The 20489-nt window shown below is 55.7% G+C and carries 20 protein-coding genes; 12 read left to right on the top strand and 8 right to left on the bottom strand.

The features are described 5' to 3' along the window. Window positions 1-12: 12 nt before the first annotated feature. From Q0802_RS20870 to Q0802_RS20860, 3 genes are all read left to right on the top strand, one after another. The gene (locus Q0802_RS20870; protein ID WP_298921787.1) at window positions 13-1056 is read left to right on the top strand and encodes a LacI family DNA-binding transcriptional regulator; all 1044 of its coding nucleotides are present in this window, start codon (window positions 13-15) and stop codon (window positions 1054-1056) included. Further along, complete coding sequence (locus tag Q0802_RS20865) at window positions 1053-1835, top strand: ThuA domain-containing protein (RefSeq protein ID WP_298921786.1); 783 nt, start codon at window positions 1053-1055, stop codon at window positions 1833-1835. The genes Q0802_RS20870 and Q0802_RS20865 overlap by 4 nt, the downstream gene beginning before the upstream one ends. A gap of 633 nt (window positions 1836-2468) precedes the next feature. After that, a complete protein-coding gene (locus Q0802_RS20860) occupies window positions 2469-3203 on the top strand; it encodes a pyridoxamine 5'-phosphate oxidase family protein (protein WP_298921785.1) in 735 nt (244 codons plus the stop codon). Window positions 3204-4047: 844 nt separating this feature from the next. Here the strand turns inward: Q0802_RS20860 and Q0802_RS20855 are convergent. Continuing rightward, window positions 4048-4704, bottom strand: coding sequence for an HAD family phosphatase (locus Q0802_RS20855; protein WP_298921784.1), 657 nt, complete (start codon window positions 4702-4704; stop codon window positions 4048-4050). A gap of 401 nt (window positions 4705-5105) precedes the next feature. On the opposite strand from Q0802_RS20855, the gene Q0802_RS20850 reads away from it, so the two are divergent. Then, window positions 5106-7775, top strand: coding sequence for a hypothetical protein (locus Q0802_RS20850; RefSeq protein WP_298921782.1), 2670 nt, complete (start codon window positions 5106-5108; stop codon window positions 7773-7775). Beyond that, window positions 7772-8353, top strand: coding sequence for a hypothetical protein (locus Q0802_RS20845; RefSeq protein WP_298921781.1), 582 nt, complete (start codon window positions 7772-7774; stop codon window positions 8351-8353). Before Q0802_RS20850 ends, Q0802_RS20845 begins: the two co-directional genes overlap by 4 nt. Before the next feature lie 340 nt (window positions 8354-8693). Here Q0802_RS20845 and Q0802_RS20840 read toward each other — a convergent pair whose 3' ends face one another. From Q0802_RS20840 to Q0802_RS20820, 5 genes are all read right to left on the bottom strand, one after another. Beyond that, complete coding sequence (locus Q0802_RS20840; RefSeq protein ID WP_298921780.1) at window positions 8694-9380, bottom strand: anti-sigma factor; 687 nt, start codon at window positions 9378-9380, stop codon at window positions 8694-8696. Continuing rightward, window positions 9377-9919: a sigma-70 family RNA polymerase sigma factor gene (locus tag Q0802_RS20835; RefSeq protein ID WP_298921779.1), complete on the bottom strand. Its 543-nt coding sequence runs from the start codon at window positions 9917-9919 to the stop codon at window positions 9377-9379. Before Q0802_RS20835 ends, Q0802_RS20840 begins: the two co-directional genes overlap by 4 nt. Window positions 9920-10038: 119 nt before the next feature. After that, window positions 10039-10419, bottom strand: a complete 381-nt coding sequence (locus Q0802_RS20830; RefSeq protein WP_298921875.1) for a hypothetical protein — start codon at window positions 10417-10419, stop codon at window positions 10039-10041. A 137-nt stretch (window positions 10420-10556) separates the two neighbouring features. Next, the gene (locus tag Q0802_RS20825) at window positions 10557-11333 is read right to left on the bottom strand and encodes a VPLPA-CTERM sorting domain-containing protein (RefSeq protein ID WP_298921778.1); all 777 of its coding nucleotides are present in this window, start codon (window positions 11331-11333) and stop codon (window positions 10557-10559) included. Between the two features lie 121 nt (window positions 11334-11454). Next, on the bottom strand, window positions 11455-11844 hold the full coding sequence (locus tag Q0802_RS20820) for a DoxX family protein (RefSeq protein WP_298921777.1): 390 nt from the start codon (window positions 11842-11844) through the stop codon (window positions 11455-11457). Window positions 11845-12233: 389 nt separating this feature from the next. On the opposite strand from Q0802_RS20820, the gene Q0802_RS20815 reads away from it, so the two are divergent. After that, window positions 12234-12989, top strand: coding sequence for a 1-(5-phosphoribosyl)-5-[(5-phosphoribosylamino)methylideneamino] imidazole-4-carboxamide isomerase (locus tag Q0802_RS20815; RefSeq protein WP_298921776.1), 756 nt, complete (start codon window positions 12234-12236; stop codon window positions 12987-12989). A gap of 122 nt (window positions 12990-13111) precedes the next feature. On the opposite strand, the gene Q0802_RS20810 is transcribed toward Q0802_RS20815, so the two are convergent. Together Q0802_RS20810 and Q0802_RS20805 are read right to left on the bottom strand one after the other, a co-directional pair. Further along, window positions 13112-14056: a glutaminase gene (locus Q0802_RS20810; RefSeq protein ID WP_298921773.1), complete on the bottom strand. Its 945-nt coding sequence runs from the start codon at window positions 14054-14056 to the stop codon at window positions 13112-13114. A gap of 115 nt (window positions 14057-14171) precedes the next feature. Beyond that, on the bottom strand, window positions 14172-15599 hold the full coding sequence (locus tag Q0802_RS20805) for a sodium:alanine symporter family protein (RefSeq protein WP_298921771.1): 1428 nt from the start codon (window positions 15597-15599) through the stop codon (window positions 14172-14174). 731 nt (window positions 15600-16330) lie between these two features. Here Q0802_RS20805 and Q0802_RS20800 point away from each other — a divergent pair. Genes Q0802_RS20800 through Q0802_RS20775 form a run of 6 tightly spaced genes read left to right on the top strand, consistent with a single transcriptional unit; the run spans window position 16331 to window position 20343 of the window. Next, window positions 16331-16717 (top strand): Fur family transcriptional regulator, encoded by a 387-nt coding sequence (locus Q0802_RS20800; protein ID WP_298921770.1) that lies wholly within the window; start codon window positions 16331-16333, stop codon window positions 16715-16717. 31 nt (window positions 16718-16748) lie between these two features. Then, on the top strand, window positions 16749-17363 hold the full coding sequence (locus tag Q0802_RS20795) for a DUF2796 domain-containing protein (protein ID WP_298921768.1): 615 nt from the start codon (window positions 16749-16751) through the stop codon (window positions 17361-17363). 13 nt (window positions 17364-17376) lie between these two features. Next, the gene (locus Q0802_RS20790) at window positions 17377-18078 is read left to right on the top strand and encodes an ABC transporter ATP-binding protein (protein ID WP_298921767.1); all 702 of its coding nucleotides are present in this window, start codon (window positions 17377-17379) and stop codon (window positions 18076-18078) included. After that, on the top strand, window positions 18075-19325 hold the full coding sequence (locus tag Q0802_RS20785; RefSeq protein WP_298921765.1) for an ABC transporter permease: 1251 nt from the start codon (window positions 18075-18077) through the stop codon (window positions 19323-19325). Before Q0802_RS20790 ends, Q0802_RS20785 begins: the two co-directional genes overlap by 4 nt. 17 nt (window positions 19326-19342) lie before the next feature. Continuing rightward, window positions 19343-19846 carry a DUF3299 domain-containing protein gene (locus tag Q0802_RS20780; protein ID WP_298921764.1) on the top strand — a complete coding sequence of 168 codons (504 nt, stop codon included), beginning with the start codon at window positions 19343-19345 and terminating at the stop codon, window positions 19844-19846. Further along, entirely contained in the window at window positions 19840-20343 is a 504-nt protein-coding gene (locus Q0802_RS20775; protein WP_298921763.1) for a DUF3299 domain-containing protein, read from the top strand. The genes Q0802_RS20780 and Q0802_RS20775 overlap by 7 nt, the downstream gene beginning before the upstream one ends. Window positions 20344-20489 lie beyond the last annotated feature (146 nt).

The raw sequence follows: 20489 nt of genomic DNA, 5'->3' as shown, positions 1-20489 counted from the left end.
TGGGATAAACCTATGAGCAGAAAGCGGCCCACGGTGAAGGACGTCGCGCGTGAGGCGGGTGTTTCAATTGCAACCGTATCCCGTGCCATGTCGCGTCCCGGTGACGTGAAATCCGACACCCGAGACCACGTTTTCCAAGTGATGAAGGATCTCGGCTACCGTGCCAATCAAGCCGCCGGTGACCTGCGGCGCGGGCGCAGCAAAACACTGCTCGTTCTGGTCTCCGAAATCACGAATGCATTCTTCGCGGAGTTCTTCAAAGGCATCGAGGAAGAGGCGCGCGCGCAGGGCTATGTCATTCTGATCGGCGACACATCTGAAGATGCCGACAATGAACGCGCCTTCTCAGACATGTTGCTGATGAACCAGGCGGGCGGCTTGATCCTCAACACAAACGGTTTTCTGGAAGACCTGCTGCCAAGCGATGCTGAGGGTGTCTATTCTGGGCCGCCCTTGGTCTCCTGCGGCGGCCACAAGGAGATCGAGTTGCCGACCGTGCGCACAGATGACGTGCTTGGCGGACGGCTTGCAGCGAGCCACCTTATTGAATTGGGTCACCGCGACATCGTGCAGGTCTGTGGCCCCTTACAGGTCAACGGTTTTGAACGCCGCTACCATGGGTTTTCTCAGACGCTCAAAAATGCCGGCATTCGCGTTCAGCGGGATCGGGAGCTTTATGGATCACTTTCCGTAGATTACGGACTCGAAGCTGCAGGCCGTCTGATCGAGGCGGGTGATTTGCCCACGGCGGTTTTTGTCCACAATGATGAGACCGCAACCGGCCTATTGCATGGGCTAGTAAGTGCCGGAGTGCGTGTGCCGGAAGATATCTCAGTGATAGGCTATGATGATATGCCCTACTCCGCGATTTTTAACCCTGGCCTTTCCAGCATACGTCTTCCACGTCGCGAATGGGGTCAGTTGGCCTGTCGCAAGCTCATTTCAATTCTTGATAACTCAGACGATGCCTCGGATCCGGTGATAATCACACCAGAACTGATCCCGCGCGCGAGCACCGCCGCTCCGCGCAAACTGACAAATGGCAAGCAGCTATGATCAGAGCCGTCGTCTGGGGAGAAAACGTCCATGAACAAACCAACAAGACGGTGGCAGATGTCTATCCTGAGGGTATGCATGCCTGCATCGCCGACGCCCTGAATGGTGACACGGGGATAGAGGCCACCACCGCCACTTTGCAAGATCCGGAACACGGATTATCGCAGTCGCGCATCGATCAGACGGATGTCTTGCTCTGGTGGGGTCACGCCGCACATGGTGATGTTTCCGACGACATCGTAGATCGGGTTACAGAGGCGGTTTGGAGCGGAATGGGCCTTATCATTCTTCACTCCGCACATTTCTCGAAAATCTTCAAAAGGCTTATGGGAACACCATGCAATCTGACCTGGCGCGAGGCTGGAGAGCGAGAGCGCCTTTGGGTTACCGCCCGGGGCCATCCGATTACACAAGACCTTCCCGATCATTTCGAGCTGGAACATGAGGAAATGTACGGCGAGCCCTTTGCTGTGCCGGAACCGCTTGAGACGGTGCTTATTAGTTGGTTTCAGGGCGGGGAGGTCTTCCGGTCAGGTCTCACCTATCGGCGCGGCGCGGGCAATATATTCTATTTTCGACCCGGCCATGAAACCTACCCGACCTATTACGATCAAAACGTTCGAAAGGTCCTGACCAACGCCGTCAAATGGGCGGTTAACCCAGAAGCGCGCATACCAGATGTCGCCTCGGCGCCGAACAGAGTGGTCGAAGACACGCTGGAGCCAATCAGCACACGTGGACCGAAACTGCATGCTGATGGCGAAGCAGGATACCGCTAGGCAGCCTTGCATTTACGCGGCATCTTATACCGTCACCCTGTAGATGGGATTGACCCCAGCGCGCCGGATGACACATGGCGGACCCCGGGATCACAAACCGGTTTGGTTCAAGCACGGTGGCTGTTGGCGCCGCGCTGCCGTCAATCGACTTGGTGTCATCTTGGTCGATGGAACTGCAGTTCTCCAGCTTTGGGCAGGTCCCCGGACAACGCCTCGAGCGATGCTCAGCTTTCTGCACGATGTGCATTTCAAAACCTTCAGGGATGAACTGTGCCAGCGGGCTGAGTGCTTCTTGCTCTGGCACGACATGCATGAGGTGAAGCGTGTTCTCCGATCTGGCCAAATCACGCACTTCGGGTATGCTGCGATCAAGGGACGGCCTTGCTTCAAGGCATGGCGCTCACGACAAAGTTTGAAGATCGATCCGGACGCGTTCATGGCAATGGGTATGGGAGAACCGACACCGAAAGATGACGATGGCAGCTGCAATCCCGGATTGCTGGCAGGCGATAAATGTCACATCAATGTAGTGGATCGTTGGGGCAATATGGTGTCAGCAATATCTTCGGGCGGGTGGATGGAATCTCGGCTGTCATCCTTCAGCTTGACCTCTGCCCGGGGACCCGATTACGGATGAAAGTCATCAAACGAGAACAGCTTTGCCGAAGCCGCATCGCAACATTTGACGACCAGCTAGAAGTCCGGTCTGCGCCGATAGCGGGCTTTGCTCGACGCGTCCCTCCTGTTATGTCGATCAAAGGAGTGCCAGTTATGACCCCAGAAAAGCTCAGAGAGATTTACGGCCCCGCTTCACCGCACGCGACAGCAAAAACGCTCTCTCATTTTGACATGCATTGCCGCCACTTCATCGAAAACGCTACTTTTCTTGTTGTGGCAACATCCGATGGAACTGATCTTGACGTATCGCCGAAAGGGGATGCCCCGGGGTTTGTCAAAATCGAAAATGATACAACGTTGCTTGTTCCGGATCGACCGGGCAACAACCGGATTGACGGTTTGATGAACATTCTGGCCTATCCGAAAGTAGCTGTTTTCTTCATGATTCCGTCAATTGCAGAAACGCTACGTGTAAATGGCACTGCCGAAATCAGCGATGATCCGACGCTTTGCGATGCGTTTAAGGTGAATGAGCGAAGCCCAAAAACGGTACTTCGCATTACTGCTGAAGAGATATTCATTCACTGCGGCAAGGCCTCGATACGCGCTGGACTATGGCGTCCGGAAACTTGGCCTGAAAGCCGTCCAATCCCTTCGATGTATCAAATAGTCCAAGACCATTCCAATCTGGAAGTTACCTCGACCGATCAATCTTATGCCGAGCAACGCTATCGGGAAACCCTGTACTGAAAGGGCGTTGTTCGTGTTGAATCAGAAATAGGCGAGACCGGTGAAAACAGCGTTGTTGTAACCGGCCTATAGGCAAACAAAAAAAGCTATTGCTCGCGTGCTGCACTATGGCTTGGTCTATGCGCTTTTAGCCCAGGATGAATTCCCGGAAGACCTGGTCACTCCATGTGGCGTCCGATCTTCGGAAGACCGAAAGCGGCTGCGCAGGCAAAGTGACGTTGCTTTCCGAGAGGCCGAATGCCAAGCCGGTCCAGCCGTTCTGGTATCACATTGACGCCCCTTAGGCACAATGGACGAGATCGGCACACCGACGGAATGGTTGGCGGACCATGACGCACCGAAAGAGGTTTGTTGCTTATGCGCATCCCAGAAGGCGCATGCAGGGTTCCTTGCCAGAGCCCGCCGCCTAGCGCATTTACGCGCGTGTGCTGGCCCGGCGCATGGCCTCTTGGGCTTTTCATTCTCCGCACGGGACCCGCGCTTTGGTGAATGTAACTACGGACACACCAATGAATGCGACTTCCTTGGTGGAAGACATTCGGCAAGCGATCGCTGGTTTCCGATAGATGATTTCTACAAAAACGGCGGGATACGCGCTTCGGATCACATTTGGTTGCTTGCGGAAACCACTGCCAATGGGCGAAACAGATTTAATCCATTCCGGCAATGATTTCATTGCGCTTCACTGTGTTGAAGTGAAGAGACCCATAACCCAAAGCAGACAGATCGCTATCCATCCGTCTTAACATTGCTCCGAGGCTTATTTTGGCAAATCGAATTGGCAGCGCGAAGACGTTGCGGTCGCGGAACACGGCACATGAAGACGGCGAGCACGTTTCGTCAGTTACTCAACGAGTGACAAAACTGCCTCGAGCCTATCGACAACCGATTCCGCACCAACATCAAACAAGCGTTGCGAGTGCCCATTTGTGCAGTGTGACCCACCAGAAAAACCGATGCATGTCATACCCGCTGATTTAGCTGCTGTGACGCCTGCAACGCTATCCTCGATCACGATACAATTGGACGGAGAAGCCTCCATTTTTTCTGCGGCATAAAGGAAAATATCTGGATGCGGCTTTCCCCTTTCAACCAATCTGGTCGAGAAGATGTTCGGATAGACCAGCTCGTACAATTCGGTTTCGATCAAGCCTAGTGCTAATTTTGCGGGAGAGGCTGACGAAGCAATACACTTGGCTGTTTTTAGAGAAGTAAGCAGAGTTTCTGCACCGCAAATCGGTTGCAATTCTGTTCTGTATTTTTCGATGACGGCACTTTTTATTTTTGCCCTAAAGTTAGCAGGAAAAGGTTTCCCAATTTCAGTAGCAAGAGCAGCGTCGACAGCTTCATCCGGCATACCTGCAAATCTCATTGATACTTCTTCAGGTGTAATTTCATATCCTATGCCTGTGAACGCTTCAGCATCTGCACGGCATGCAATGATCTCACTGTCGAGTAGCACCCCATCACAATCGAAAATCACCAGATCGAACTTTGTCATTACAGGCGTAGCCTCATTTGAAGTTCCAGCCGTTAGAACAGAAATGGCCTGCAAATCCAACGTTGGCAATATCCTGTGTTGCAGTCATTCTTTGATCCAGATTTTTTGCGATCCTTTACCAACGCCACTTCATGGAAACTGCACCGCAGCATTGCAGCAACTCTTCGAAAGACCTGTGCAGATGGCTCCAGAACGGTCGTGTGTCCGGCCTGCTTGCCTGGCAGTTACCACCAGCCCTGATGGGTTCCGCAAGCAGCGTTCCAATCGGCCAATCGCAAAGGGATCTCAGAACACCTCCGATAGGTACCACAACCGTTTCATTGGCGTAGTGTCAGCTTTTGTGCTAATTTCTTACATATTCTAGGAATTTTTTGCCCCATAGCGCGCCAAGGCGATTTGAGATGCGTGTAGTTCTGAGTTTGATCGTGGCGATTTGCCTGCTGGTACATCCAGCTGGGCAATTGATGGCGCAATCAACCAATACCGTGCCTCGGGGTGCTGAACCGATCCCGGGCTATTCCGGCCTGTATGTCGCGAATGCCTCAAGGTTTATGAAGAGTGCTTTTCTGGTGGTTATGCTGACCCGACCCCGAAATGTTCGGGAGTTTCTGGGAAAGGTCAAAACCTGTACGGCGACGCGAGAGGTGTTTATCCGGCTAAGGGGTGAAGGCATTAGGTCAGACCTCATACGGTTTGCTCAGGTCGTCACTGTTCTAACTGCTGGCGATTGCGATGTCTTTATTGGCGGGGATTTCAATTTCGCTCAACTTGACCGGCCGCTGGACTCGGGCGATGATACATCAGACACGGACAACCCGGAGACGGATAAAAATGCGGGGAGCAACGACAAGGGTGACGATGTCGAACGTGCCGACAGGACGCGCCCGGACATCGCGCCTGAAACGCAAACTGTGCAAGGCCAAGGTCGCACCGCACCAGTCAGGGTAAAGGTGGCCGACGGCGAAAGCGGCATTCAATCGGTCTTTTTCATTTACGAGGATAACAACCGCGTACCTATGTCCGCGCCTCAGGGTTCCTCCAACTACTCAGCAACCATAGATCTGCCGCGGGACTTCAACGAGCGTTCAGCGACAATCCTGGCAACGAATTCAGCCGGTCTTTCAGCGCGCGCGAAGGTTGTGCTCCGGCTTGTGCCCTGGTGTGGCCCGCGTGTTGCGGTAAGCAATGCGCTGGTCAGGCAAGTGCAGGAAAATCTTGCATGTGTCGGGAATTCGCCGGGCGGGAGCGATGGTGCGCTTGGGCCCAATACCTGCAAAGCCATCGGCGGCTACCTGGGTGGTCGCATGGATAGGTTCAACGCGGGAGGTATCCGGTGGACGGCGCTGCGGGACGAATTGAACAGCGCGTGTATTGCCGTTCAACCTGTTGAACTGGATTTACCGAACGAGGTCGAGGTTGATAGTCCTCGCACGAATGTCGGCGTTGGTTTGCGGCAGGCAGGGCCCACCAGATGGATCAGGATCACAGGTCCCGGTATCAGCAATCAAACCCAGGAATGGGGTGGGTCGCAGCTTTACTTTGACCTACCGATGCCACCGCCGGGTCAGAAGGCCGCGTTTCAGGTGGAGGCTCTGGGACCGGAAGGTAGGCCGCGCGACGCCGCAACCTTGCGTCTGATCCGACCGTCGGTGCGGATTGATGTGAGCCCCTCAGGTGCGGTGAATGTCGATGCCCAGAGCGTTGGGTTTATGGTCACAATCCCAAGTGGTGCTTCCGCAGTGTCCCGGCTTGAAGCCCGCAGAGTCGGGGTGGCTTCAGTCGGTAGGGAATTCAGTGGTGGCTCCGAAGTTCTCACACTTCCTTCGCCCGAGCCCGGCGGCTCTGAGAGGGTGACTTTTGTGGCGCTTGATCGGAGCGGTCGGCAAATAGCTGAGCAAACCGTGACGCTGACCCGCCCGGAGCCGGTCGTGCCGCCGCGCCTTACGCTGGAAAGCGCCGCAGGACAAGTTGTCGATGCGAATGAGGTACAATTGAACCTCGTTCTGGAAAACGCCGGGACTGTGACAGACTTGGTCATCCGTGGTGCGCCGGACATGATCGAATTAGCGCGATGGCCCGTCGGAAATGGCAAGTGGAGCAATACGCAGGCAATGCCCGCCCCGGGTCAAGCACTCGTTTTTCATGCACAGGCTGTTGATCAAGGGAACAATGTTCTGGCTGAAGACAGTTTGCGCGTTGAACGCCCCGCAGTTCGCCTGCAAGTGCGGCCAGACCGACGATTTGAGGTTGATACGGACATGATCACGGCCGAGGCCCATGTCACGACCGGCGCGGACTGGATCGAGAGCATCATCGCCAGGGGTGCGAATGACGGTTCGGATCGAACCGCGATGGCCGAGAGCGCTTTGGTTCAGGGTCGCGCGGAACTGCAAATCGACATGCCAGACCCCGGTGCGACGCGGCTTGTGAACATCTTGGCGATTGGTCGCGACGGCGAAGATTATGCGTCTGCACAGATCACGCTGACCCGACCAGCCGCCAAACTGGTCACGCTGCTTGTAACCTCGCCGGATGGGTTTGAGATTGAGGCGAGCACCACGCGCCTCTTAGTTGAGGTCATCAACCCGGCAGATACTGCGGTGATCGTTGTGTCAGATTCAGGCACGAACCAAGTGCTGGAGCGCGGTCGTTTTGACGGGGTCGAGTGGCTTGGGGAGATCAACACACCGGAACCAGGTCAGAGCCGTGCGCTTGTGATCGAGGCGCAGGACGCCGCTGGCCAAATGCTCGCAAGTTCGCAAATCACGTTGATCCGCCCTGTCTCGCCCGGTTTTGCCACCCCACCTTGGGTCTGGATCGGCGGTCTCATTCTGAGCGGCATCGGCATGGGGTTTTTCGGCGCGCGCCTGCGAGGTCGCAGGCAAGGTGATACTGCGGGCCATGAAACACATGCGCCGACACCCCAGCTACGCGTCTTTGCGGAACCCGATCAGGATCCCAGAATAGCGCTTGTTCCGTCTGCCCCGGCGAGCCTTGCAATACGCATTGACGAGGATGAAGCACCGGCAGTCGAGATTGCGTTTGAAGAAAACAAGGAGCCAGCACGATGACTGAAACAGCAAGGGTAGAGGGCAAGGTTCTGTCGAAGGAATTGCCTGAAGTCCGCATGCAAGAACTGGCTGAAGCAGTAAGTCAGTCCTTGTTGAAGGGCGACGGCGGGCCGAAGCTGAAGGCGATAGACCTCGACGGGTCGACGCTGAGAATGGCTGTGGAGAAGGCTGTCGATGACGCGCTGGCGATCTCACCGGTAAAAGAGTTGCTCAAGGCGTGGAAAGGACTGGAACAGGTCGGTGCGCTCATCGGAGACGAGGGCCCCAAGGATGACAAACCCCGGCAAGTTTCGATTGCCAGCCACAATTTGAAAGCCGAATTCACCCCTCACATCGTCATTGAACTGGGCAAAATCATCGAGCTACGTAAATTACCGGTCCCGGTGATTTTCACGCTCAAGGTCGAAGGGTTGATTGTCACCGTAACCAACCGTCGTATTACCGCGATTGCTGCGGGCCGCGCGAAGCCCACGGTCGAAGTGAAGGTTGACGGCGCCACGATTTTCAAAGAGGCGCTACCGACCATCAACCTACCGCTGGAGATCAAGTCCGAGGCCGAAACTTCGGAGACGGCATAGGCGGACATCTCTTGTCCAAACGCGATATCACCTTTGCGCCGATCAAGCAGAGAATTGTGGGTCCAAAACCAATAACAAAGCCGAGCCAACCGCAAGTGTCTTAGTATTTACTGATCTGGAGGCGCTGCCTTCTGCCCTGTTTTACAGATATTTTGTACTCTCAAGGCAAGGACGGTATTCCCCGGATCCCGCAGTTCGGGAGCCTTCGGTCGGACGTTCACGGCCGATCCACTGGTGCCTATAGCGTTTCGACTCAATATCGGATCGCTTGTTCGTTGCCTCTCCCTTCGGTCGAACGCGAAAAGCGATGTTCGATGCCTCAAGGTAAAGTCGAAACGCTTTAGATATCTTTGAATGTGCCGGTCGCCAGAATCTGGCCTGTGGGCATGCCTGTTGGCGAGCCTCCCGGTGGTTCTTCGGAGATTGCAACTGTGCCGGTGCGCACCCCCGGGGCGATGTCATCGGGAACGCGGATACGTGTCAGACCTTCGGCTTCCAGCAGTCCCAGCGATACGGGCAGGTCGCTGCCTTGGGCGATCAGCCACAGTTCCAATACACGACCTTCAGGGATGACATCTGCGAAACGTTCAATAACGATCTCATGTGTTGGCGGAATGACACCAGCGATTAAAATGATTGTGCCGTCCTCCGACGTAAGCTCGGCCTGAAACTGCGGGGTCAAATCGACTGTCCCGCGCAACAGCGGGCCAAATGCGAAAACCGCAATGAGCATCGCAACTGCGATACCCAATATTCCGATTGACCACCTACGCAAGAAGGGCGGCGATGACGGTGTCTGCGCGATCTTGGCCATGATAGCAGTCCTGACGTGCGCGGGGGGCATAACCTCTTCGATTTCGTCGGCGATTGGCACCAGTTGTGCTTCCCACCGATGAACCAATTGGCGCAGACCGGCGTCATCCCGCAAACGTGTCTCAAAGCGCTGACGTTCCGAAGCATCGAGAAGATGCAGGACATATTCGGCTGCGAAAACCTCGTCGTCATATGGATCATCGGCTGTGGTCATCGCGTCAGACAGTCCCTCAGTTTTTGCAGGCTGCGGCGTAGCCAAGTTCGCATGGTGTTGAGCGGCACTCCATGGCGTGCCGCGAGTTCCTTGTATGTTTCACCGCTCAAATAAGCCCGTCTGACGGCATCCGCACGCGCCGCTTCCAGCTCATCCATGCAAGCTTCAATCCGCGCCCTTTCAGAACTGGCGATTGCCTCTGCCTCGGGGCCAGGTCGATCATCCGCCAAGTCCACAACGGTGTCGATGTCCTTTGTTGGTGCCTTGCGGGTTCGCAACCTGTCGATCGCCAGATTGCGGGCCAGTGTAATGAGCCATGTCATCGGGCTGTGGCCTGTGACGGCGTAGTTGTCGGCTTTGTGCCAGATCCGGGCATAGATCTCTTGCAAAACCTCTTCGGCTTCACTGCGGTTGTTCAAGACATGAAGGCAGACGCCGAAGAGCTTCCGGCTTGTCGCGTCATAGAGCGCCGAAAACGCGGAATGATCGCGCAATGCAATTTGCGCGATCATCTTTTCGATATCTGCTGGTGTTGTCATAAAGATGTCCCCGCCCAAGACACGCTATGCCGAAACAGACACGTGTCAATTAAAAGCGAAGATACCTCCCGCAGCTTCCAAAAGGCACTTGGGCTATTCGCACCTATGTCAACCTATGCTTACTGCGCGGTCACAACCGTCATCACCAGTTTATCGTCGATCCGAATTGGGCCATCTTCTTTCGCGCCAAGCGTATATTCGAAAACGCCAGTCTTTGTACCGCCCGCTTCGGCGTGAACCATGAGCATCAGCATCTCACCAGAGGAGATTTCTTCGGTGAGGATGGCTGCTACATCCATGTTGTCTCCCATACGGAGCGGGGCATACCCAACAACCGGGCCCGGCTTCATCTCAGCGTCCGTACGGTGCACTACAAGCCAGCCGTTCTCTCCGGCGACAACCTTATGCGCGCTCACAACTCCGTTTGACACCGATTGGTTGGTCGCTTCAACAAGGGGTACCGGCGCGTGACCATCTGCGAAGACACCCGTTGATATCATGCTCAAAAGGCCTGCGACTACTATCTTACTCATGTTTTTCTCCTATTCTTAAATTTGGCGCTCGATGGCCAGATGCCATAGTCACGCAAGGGATCGTTGGTTAGTTTCAAAGGCGCAAAAATATTTGCAGAGCCCAGTTAAGATGGGCTCTTGCGGCGCGACCGCAGCACGCCGAACGCCCCCAGGCCTGCAAGTAACAATGGCAAGGCGGCGGGCAGTGGAACCGCTGGAACTTCCGCGTTCAAAGCATTGCGAAAAAACTGCTCACCGGCGGGATTGATAAACTGATCGTCAAGAAAGTTGCTATCGCCAATGGCGATAACGAGACCAGATCCGAAGACCTTGCTCAAACCAATGACATTGCCATTATTTATTGCCAGGGTGGTAGACATCCCTGTCGCCAAAACCCCGGATCCGGAGTCGGTCAGATCACTGCCTGCAACGCCGTTTGACAGCAGGGCGATGCCGGGATCATTCGCCCAGACCGAGCCACTGGCGGCAGCCTGACCGATCAACTCGATACCAAATGGGTTGAGAACCGCCTCATAGCTGGCTCGAAAGAAAGGGATCTCACCTGTCGACAAAAGAATCCCGCCGCCGCTGACCCAGGATATCAATGCGTCCTGCTCCGTGGAGGACAGAATGGGTGAACCGCTCCCAAAAGCTAGCACAGAAGTATAGAATACGTCGAGCCCGTTCAGATATTCAGCGGTCAACACGTCTGTCGTGTCAGCCAAAGTATGGCCCTCGTCAGCAATAGCGTTGCGCAGTACATCACGATCAGCGCCCGTGTTCAGGACGCGCCTCTCAAGAACGCGCGTGTCGTCAAAAGAGCCGATGGTTGCCGCATTTGAAACTCCCGCCGACAATATCAGCGCCATGGCCGTCACGATCAGTTTTCTCGTCATTCTCATGTTCTTCCCCTGTTGAACGTTTTAATCGTCAGGGGTTTTGAATTTTCCGCTGCAAAGCGCCGCGTAAACTTACCCCAACAAAACAGTCACGAGCTTGGAGCTTGAAAAGTTTCAACTGAACTCAGGTTTTTCCGTTTTCGTCCAGATCCAAGGATTTGGAATGGCTGCCGAGAGCTGACAGGCAAAGAAACCCGCCCGCTATTGCCCAGTTCTTGACAAAGATAGACATCTGCCAGCCATCAGTTGGAACAAGATGGAAAAGGCTTGTGAACCCGCAGTAGGCAGCGAGCAAGAAGCATGTGGGCCTCAGATACCAATTGAAGATGACGCAGGCACCAGCGCAAAAGTTCAACAACGCCGCAGGTACGATGAGGTTCTCGGCCATCCCTTGATCAGCAAGCAGTTGCATCACCGGGCCCGGATCCAGCATCTTCTGCAACCCACCAATCACAAAGAGGCCGCCCATCATCGACCTACCGATGACAGGCCAAATATTTTCGGGAAATGTCACCACATTCTCCTGATTGAACGACCGACGCGCGATTGAGGGCGATTTGAAGTCGTCGTTTATGGAGGTATTCACGGGGTCCGGTTCAAATAGTTTCAACCCGTTTGAAGAATTTTAAAACGACCACTCATTCTCGTCATTTGGTTGGCGACAAAGGATTGACTCCAGCGAACCCGCTCGTCTGCTTAAATATGCGCCGCATTGCAGACGAGGCGCGCAATACACTGGTTAGGCCAACACACCGCCTGCTTGGTGTCGATCAGATGATGCAATCAGCCGGTAGAGTCTCAAAATATGCGAGAGTCGTCGCATCTTGTCGCGAACCGGGATTCAACCACAGATATGAGTAGCCTGCGTCCAAAAGGCGGAATGAGAATTAAAGGAAGTCTGCCATGATCCTATATCCATTGATTGAATTACTTGATGGCCGATGTGTCAGCCTGTTTCGGGGTCGCACCAATGAACCCCACATTTGGCACGTCGATCCCGTCGAAAAAGCCAAGAGCTTTGCCAAATCTGGCGCGGAGTGGCTCCAGATCACTGATTTTGACGCCATGTCTGGTGATGAACGCAATGCGGATCTTGTACGAGAGATCATCCGCACTGTGGGCATTCCGGTGCAATTGGGGGGCGGGTTTCGTAGCTTGCAGCGCATTGCCGAATGGATCGACCATGGCGTCGGGCGCGTGGTGGTAGGTACGCTGGCCTTGCATCAGCCGGAAATCGTAAAGGAGGCCGCAAAACTGTTCCCCGATCAAGTTGTGCTCGCGGTTGATGTCTTCGAAGGCTTGGTGGTCAGCGATGCCTGGCAACATAAAAGCGCTTTTACACCTTCGGCTTTTCTCAAGGCCTTCGACGATGATCCTTTTGCGGCGATCATCGTAACAGATATCGACGCAGATATCGGAGATGCCGAAGATAGCATCGCTTTGGTTACGCAACTGGCCAGTGAGGCCAAACCTCTTGTGATTGCCAGGGGATTGTCGCGCACTTTAGATGATCTCTCGCGGCTAAAATACGTCCCGTTCGTTTCGGGGGCGCTTGTGGGCCGCGCCTTGTTCGACGGAAGCATCGTATTGGAAGATGCTCTTGATTTGGTTAAGCCCGAAAGTGAAAGGCGCGCACAGTTCATTCATGACGATCTGTAGGGATTAGCAACGGATCGCTAGATTTGGTTCGCTGCACAAGGCTGAATGACATTGCTGAAGGTGCTCAGCAAAGATTTGGGCAAAGGATGGCACGCGCTGAATTTTGGGGATGGGCTGTCCGCTCAATGCATCGCGAAAACTGACCAGCCTGTTTGGTTGGCTAGTTTTTCCAAAGCCAGCGAGCCGAGTTTTGAATTACCGACCTCATTCAGACCCGGGGACCAGACTGCGATAGATGCCTGTCCCGGTACAATGGCCAGAATACCACCACCGACGCCACTTTTGCCAGGCAGGCCGACACGAAAGGCGAACGCCCCGGAACCATCATAGTGCCCGCAGGTCAGCATCAATGCGTTTATACGCCGCGCGATGATCGCCGGGATGATCTGGGGACCTTCAGGATCCAGGCGCCCGCCCCACGCCAGATAGCGCCCGGCAAGCGCCAGTTGCTGGCAGGACATGCTGACCGCGCAGTGATTGAAATAGACACCCAGTGCCTTCTCAGGCGCATTGCGAATGATCCCCCAATCGCGCATGAAGTTGGCCAATGCGACGTTGCGAAACCCGGATGCCTTTTCGGACTTGGCGACGACTGCATCCACGGAAATACTTTCGTCCTGCGCGACCTCGCGCAGAAACTGTAAAATCTCGGTGATGACCTCGACCGGTGTACGGCGGCCCAGCAGCGCATCCGTCACCGCGATGGCACCGGCATTGATGAAGGGATTGCGTGGTCGACCGTTTTCCGCCTCAAGCTGAACGATGGAATTGAACGGATCACCCGAGGGCTCCCACCCGACGCGATCCCAGAGCGCTTCGCCCAATTGTCTGAGGGCCAGGGTCAGCGTGAAAACCTTCGACACGCTCTGGATGGAAAAGGGTGTATCCGCGTGCCCGCCCTTTACGATCCCCCCATCGGCGGTGACCACGGCGATACCGAACTGAGAGGGGTCCACGCAGGCCAGCTGCGGGATGTAGTTGGCGACGGTGCCGCGGTCTTCAACCCGGGCCATATCGCTGTTGATCTGCGAAATAATCTGCCTGAGATCGGGTGTGTCATTCGCCATGACGGGTCCTTCATTGCTTGGCCGGATGTGCTCGTGACCCGCGTCCCGACCGGTTACCGATACGGTCGGGACGCGGGTGTTGATCTTGCAAGACCACGATCACGGTGGTCCGGACCTAGCCCTTGCCGTGGCGCGTCCAGATCGTACCGTCGATCTTGCCCGCGAGTTCGGGATAATCATCGTTGTCAAAAATGGGTTCTTTTCCGGCTGCGCGTTGGGCAAAGTAGTCCTTCGTCAGCTTGATCACCGTGCCCGAGAGCAGCATGATTGCGATCAGGTTCACCGTGGCCATCAGCCCCATGGAAGCATCGGCGGCATTGAACACCGTGCGCACGCTCTGCATTGATCCCCAGATCACCATCAGCACGACCAGGCTGCGCATGACCATCAACGAGGTCCTGCCGCCCAGTCCAAGGTAGGTCAGCGCGTTTTCCGCATAGGAATAGTTGCCGATGATCGATGTGAAGGCGAAGAAGAAGATGGCGATTGCCACGAAAAGATTGCCGAGCCCGCCGATATGGGCCGTCAGCGCGTTCTGCGTCAGTTCGATCCCGGTGACCTCCTGATTTGGGGCATAGATGCCCGACAGCAGGATCATCAGCGCCGTCGCGGTACAGATCAGAATCGTGTCAATAAAGACACCCAGCCCCTGCACCATGCCCTGCGAGGCGGGGTGGTGCGGCGCCGGTGTGGCAACCGCCGCGATGTTTGGTGCCGACCCCATGCCCGCTTCGTTCGAGAACAACCCGCGTTTTACCCCGTTGAGCAGGGCTGCCATCACGCCGCCCGTGACGCCCCCGGCTGCTTCCTGCAGGCCAAAGGCCGAGGAAATGATCAACCAGAACGTGCCCGGAACATCGGCGATATTGATGATGATGACGATAAGCGCCAGCAGCAAGTAGAGACCAGCCATCACGGGCACCACAATTTCAGCCACACTGGCGATCTTCTTGATCCCGCCAAAGATGACCAGTGACACGAGCCCACCGATGATCAACCCGACAACCAGCTTGGGAATGTCGAAAGCGGCGGCTGTGGCATCGGCAATCGAGTTGGCCTGAACGGCGGAGAACACCAGCCCGAACGACAGGATCAATGCCAGCGAGAACACCACGCCCATCCAGCGCTGTCCCAGACCGCGGGCCATATAAAACCCCGGCCCGCCACGGTATTCGCCGTCTTCATTCTTGACCTTGTAAAGCTGGGCCAGCGTGGATTCAGCATAGGCGGTCGCCATGCCGACCAGCGCCACCATCCACATCCAGAAGATCGCGCCCGGCCCGCCAAGGGTTAGCGCCACAGCCACACCCGCAAGGTTTCCGGTACCGACCCGTGACGCAAGACTGATGGTCAGCGCCTGGAGCGGCGAAATTCCCGCGGCGTCCGTTTTCGGGCTCTTGGCGATAACCCGAAAGAACTCTGGGAAATGCCGAAACTGGAGAAACCCGAGGCGCAGAGTGAAATACAAACCCACCGCCAGCAGGCCATATATCAATACATATCCCCAGAAAATGGTGTTGAGGAAGTCGATTATCGCGTCCATGTCTCTCTCCCTGATTTCTGATAGCTCCGGCATTAAACCCCACGACCATAGTGTACTTACCGATATGAGCAATGCGGGAGAGAGGCGCTTGTTAAGGCGTGCCTGTCTTAGCTCAGTAGAATTGTGCCAAGAGATGATTGGTCTTGGGGGCAAACAGATGGTGGGTTTATTTGACTTAGAAAGCCCAGAGCAGGGACTAAGAAACCGTTGGTCTCGCTTCGGCTCACCACGGCGAGACAGGACTGAAGAGGTAATACCAACATCTTTGGATCAGGTTTGGTTTCTGATCCACCACAGATTGTTTTGCAAAGCTATGTTTGCAGTAAGCAGATGTATCGTTGTCGCGCTTACATGATGCATCGATCAACAGCTAAGGATGACGGCAAAACTTCAATCGTTTCGAAAGATCGAAGGTAATGGACAAAAACATTACAGAAGCGTTTGACCTCAAATTCGCCAGGATTCAGCTTTGGGCATGGCAAAATTCTTTCTGCCTGTTTCTGAAGGTCAGACAGCCGAGAAGACCTCGCATTGCCAAGGCCCGGAGGCATGTCCCATCCAATACGCCAACCCTCCGCAGCTTCACGACGATTAGATGGAAACTGAGACCGTTCCAGATGCTCTGCCTGTGTTGGGCTTACAGACGGGCCACCCTCAATTTGGCATGGTGATCTCAGCCCAAAGTTATTTTATAAAGTACTAAATGATTCGCTTATCAGGGGACGCTGTTCATGCGGAAACAGGCGGCAACGCGACAATCGGATGTCTTGAAAGTCCTAAAAAAGCACGGCAAGCCCATGACGGCATATGCCATTCTGGACCGAATGAAACCTGGCGAGCCCGGTCTCGCGGCACCAACGATCTACCGCACGCTCGCGGCACTGACGGAACAAGGCCGGGCGCACAAGTTGGAATCCATGAAGGCATTTGTACCTTGCCGCTGTGATCACGAGGCATCAGTTCCTGTGCTCGCCGTCTGTGAGGATTGTGGCACCGTTGAGGAACATGATGGGTCTCCGATTTTGCCTAAGCTCAAAGCCCTGTCTGAGCAGTCAGCATTTCAGGCCACGCGCCACATCGTCGAAATCCACGGTCGCTGCCAAGCCTGCGCGACATAAGCCTTCCAGACCTCCAAATAGGATCAAAGCCATGACCAGACTCGTTCCAACTGCTCTCATCATCCTCACTGCAAGCGCTGCTACTGCAGACGAAACCCGCCAATTGGACGCCCACGAACACGGCGTAGGTCAGTTGAACATCGCTTTCGATGGTGACCAGATCGCGATGGAATTGCACGCACCGGGTGCGGATATCGTGGGCTTTGAATATACTGCCGAGAGCGCTGAAGATCGCGGCCTTGTGGACGCTGCGGTGGCCACGCTTGCACGTCCCCTTGATCTCTTCGCTCTGCCTGCGGCTGCTGGATGCAGCGTTGTTCAGGCAAGTGCGTCCCTGGAAAGTGAAGAGGCAAATGATGAGCATGGGCATGAGGATCATGCAGAACACGAAGAAGAGGGTGACGATCACGCAGAGCACGATCATGAAGACGAACACCATGCCGAAGAGGACGGCCACACAGAGTTTCACGCCGAATACCTGCTGAATTGCGCAAATCCCGCGCAGGCGACGCTGATCGACTTTGCCTACTTCGACGCCTTTCCGAACGCGCTGGAACTGGAGGTTCAGGTGATCACTGACCGGGGTGCTACAGCCTTCGAGGTTGAGCGCGATGCACCCGTTCTTGATCTGCGCGACATGTTCTGAGCCAAGCGCGATTATGTGTGCGGCCAGCCCAATCCTGTCATTGCAGCATGTCCACTACCATTGGCAGGGTCGGGCGTCCTTTGCGCTCGATATTCCGGAATTCGCTGTTGACCCTTCCGAGAGCGTTTTGCTTCTGGGTGAAAGCGGGTCTGGCAAATCGACACTTCTGTCATTGATCTGCGGCACGATTACGGCGCGGTCAGGGTCTGTTGTCGTCGCAGGCACCGACATCGTGTCTCTTTCGGCGGGCAAACGGGACAGGTTTCGTGCCGAGCAGATCGGGCTGATCTTTCAGCAGTTCAACTTGCTGCCATACGCAAGTGTCCTCGATAATATCCTGCTGCCGCTGCGCTTTGCACCCCTGCGCCGCGCGCGCGTGCCGTCACCACGCGACACAGCCAGGATGCTCTGTTTGAATTTGGGTTTGCCTGAAGACGCGATCACGGCTCAAGCCGGAACGCTCAGTGTGGGCCAGCAACAGCGGGTCGCAGCCGCACGGGCCCTGATTGGCGCACCCCCTTTGATCATCGCAGACGAACCAACATCCGCATTAGATGCAGCGACGCAGACCACCTTCCTGGACCTCCTTTTCGCGCAGACCCGCGCCTGTGGTAGCACGCTCCTTATGGTGAGCCATGATGCGCGTCTGGCGGAGCATTTCGATCGCGTCGTACAATTGTCGGACGTGACACTTCCACAGCAGACCGCCGCATGATGCTACGTCTCTGCCTTGGCTCGCTTATGGCACGTGCGCTGACCGTCGCCATGACCATCGTCGCTATTGCCTTGTCCGTGGCTCTGTTCCTGGGGGTCGAAAAAGTCCGGACCGGTGCGAAGGCCAGCTTTGCCGATACGATCTCCGGCACGGACCTGATTGTCGGGGCGCGGTCGGGTTCCGTGCAGTTGCTGCTCTATTCGGTCTTCCGCATTGGGAACGCCACGAACAATCTGACTTGGGCGAGCTACCAGGACATTGCCGCCCGTCCAGAGGTCGATTGGATCGTGCCTATCTCGCTTGGCGACAGCCACCGTCAGTTCCGGGTCATGGGCACATCCACCGCGTTCTTTGAGCGTTATAAATACCGCGCCGGGCAATCGTTGGCCGTAGAAAAAGGCGCGATCATGGATGATCTTTTTGACACCGTGATCGGGGCGGATGTGGCAGCGACGCTTAGCTATGCAGTGGGAGACCCCATTGTCGTGGCTCACGGGCTTGCGTCTTTTGTCGAGCACGAGGATCAACCCTTTCGCGTGTCCGGTATATTGGAAAAGACCGGCACACCGGTAGACCGCACGGTGATTGTCAGCCTCGAAGCGATTGAAGCAATACACGTGGATTGGCAAAGCGGGGCCAAGATTCCGGGTCAATCGACCCCTGCCGACGTAATCCGCCAGATGGAACTGGAGCCAATTGCCGTGACGGCGGCGCTCGTGGGTGTCAAAAGCCGCTTGCAGGTCTTTGGCTTGCAACGCGCCATCAATGAATACCCGCAGGAGCCGTTGCTGGCGATCCTGCCGGGTGTCGCTCTCCAGGAGCTTTGGCAAATCGTGGGGATCGCAGAGACCGCTCTGATCGCCGTGTCGGCCATGGTTGTTGTCACCGCGCTCATTGGCATGATGGCAACGATCTTCTCCAGCCTGAATGAACGCCGCCGCGAAATGGCGATCTTTCGCGCCATGGGCGCGCGGCCTCGCGTCATTCTCAGCCTGCTGGTGCTTGAGGCCGCTCTGATGGCGGCCCTCGGTGCCGTCATCGGACTTGCTCTGCTTTATGCTGGGCTTTTTGTGGCCCAACCGCTTGTCGATGCAACCTTTGGCCTTTGGCTTCCGATTGAACCGCCATCGCTTCGGGAGTTTTGGGTCCTGTTGGGCGTCGTGGCCGCTGGCGCAATTGTGAGCCTTGTGCCCGCGTTCCGGGCCTACCGTATGTCGCTGGCAGATGGTATGATGGTGCGAATTTAGCAGAAGGGTTTGGAACGATGACACTTTCCCGCCGACATCTCATTGCGGCTGCTGCAGCTTGCGCTGTCCTGCCACGTGCTGGCGTTGCAGCGACACCTCGCGTGATCGGTTGGGATGATCTCATCCCTCCGGGTGTGCCTTATGCCGAAATCATTGGTGAGGGTGAAATTGACGCAATCAACGACACCTGGCTGCCAGAATTCGATGAGAACGCAACCAAGCTGAACAAGGAACTGCACGGCGCCTACATCAAGATGCCGGGCTATGTGCTGCCAATCGATATGTCTACTGCGGGCGTCACCAGCTTTATCATGGTGCCCTACGTCGGGGCCTGCATTCACACGCCACCACCGCCCGCCAACCAGCTTGTCTTTGTGGATAGCAAGACGCCTTGGCCAAGTGACCAGCTGTGGGACCCGGTTTGGGTTACGGGCCGGATGCGGCATGAACTGCAATCCACTACGATTGCAGACATCGGCTATGGGCTCAGCGCTGATCTCATCGAGGTCTACGAATGGTAGCAAATCACTTGGACCGGCGGGCAATGCTGGCCGCGCTCAGTGTATTTGTGGTGGCGCCAAGCAGTGTGGCCGCCCAGGACTTCATAGATCTGGAGTGGACCGATCTGGTGCCAGAGGGTCAACCGGCTATCCCGCCCGTCATTCAAGGGCTGTTACAACACGATGGCCCCAGCCTGTCGAACCAGCAACCACCCTCACACGGCGTGCGTACAGACTGGAACGGCGAGATCGTCCGACTGCCAGGGTTTATCGTTCCGATTGATTATTCGGGCACCGGTGTCACCGCCTTTATACTGGTACCGTTCGTAGGTGCCTGCGTACATGTTCCGCCACCGCCCGCAAACCAGTTGGTTTTTGTCACTACCGGCGTGCCCTACGAAAGCTCCGGTCTGTTTGAGCCTGTGAATGTCATCGGCATGTTCGGCACAGCTTCGACATCCACGCAGTTAGCCGATATCGCCTACGCTCTGTCGGCGGATCGTATAGAGCCTTTCTGATCAAATCGAGGCCTGTGCTTTCGGTCTTTCAGTGGACCGTTTCAGCGCTGTTCGACAATGATGCAATGCGGCGAATTTGGTTGAAAAGAGTATCCTTGATCGGCGAGTGAACTGCTGATTGAATTCTCTCGACGCATGGAAGTATC

Origin of the sequence: uncultured Roseobacter sp., assembly GCF_947495275.1 — a bacterium.
Taxonomy (GTDB): Bacteria; Pseudomonadota; Alphaproteobacteria; order Rhodobacterales; family Rhodobacteraceae; genus Roseobacter.
This window is presented reverse-complemented; position numbering and strand designations above follow the sequence as displayed.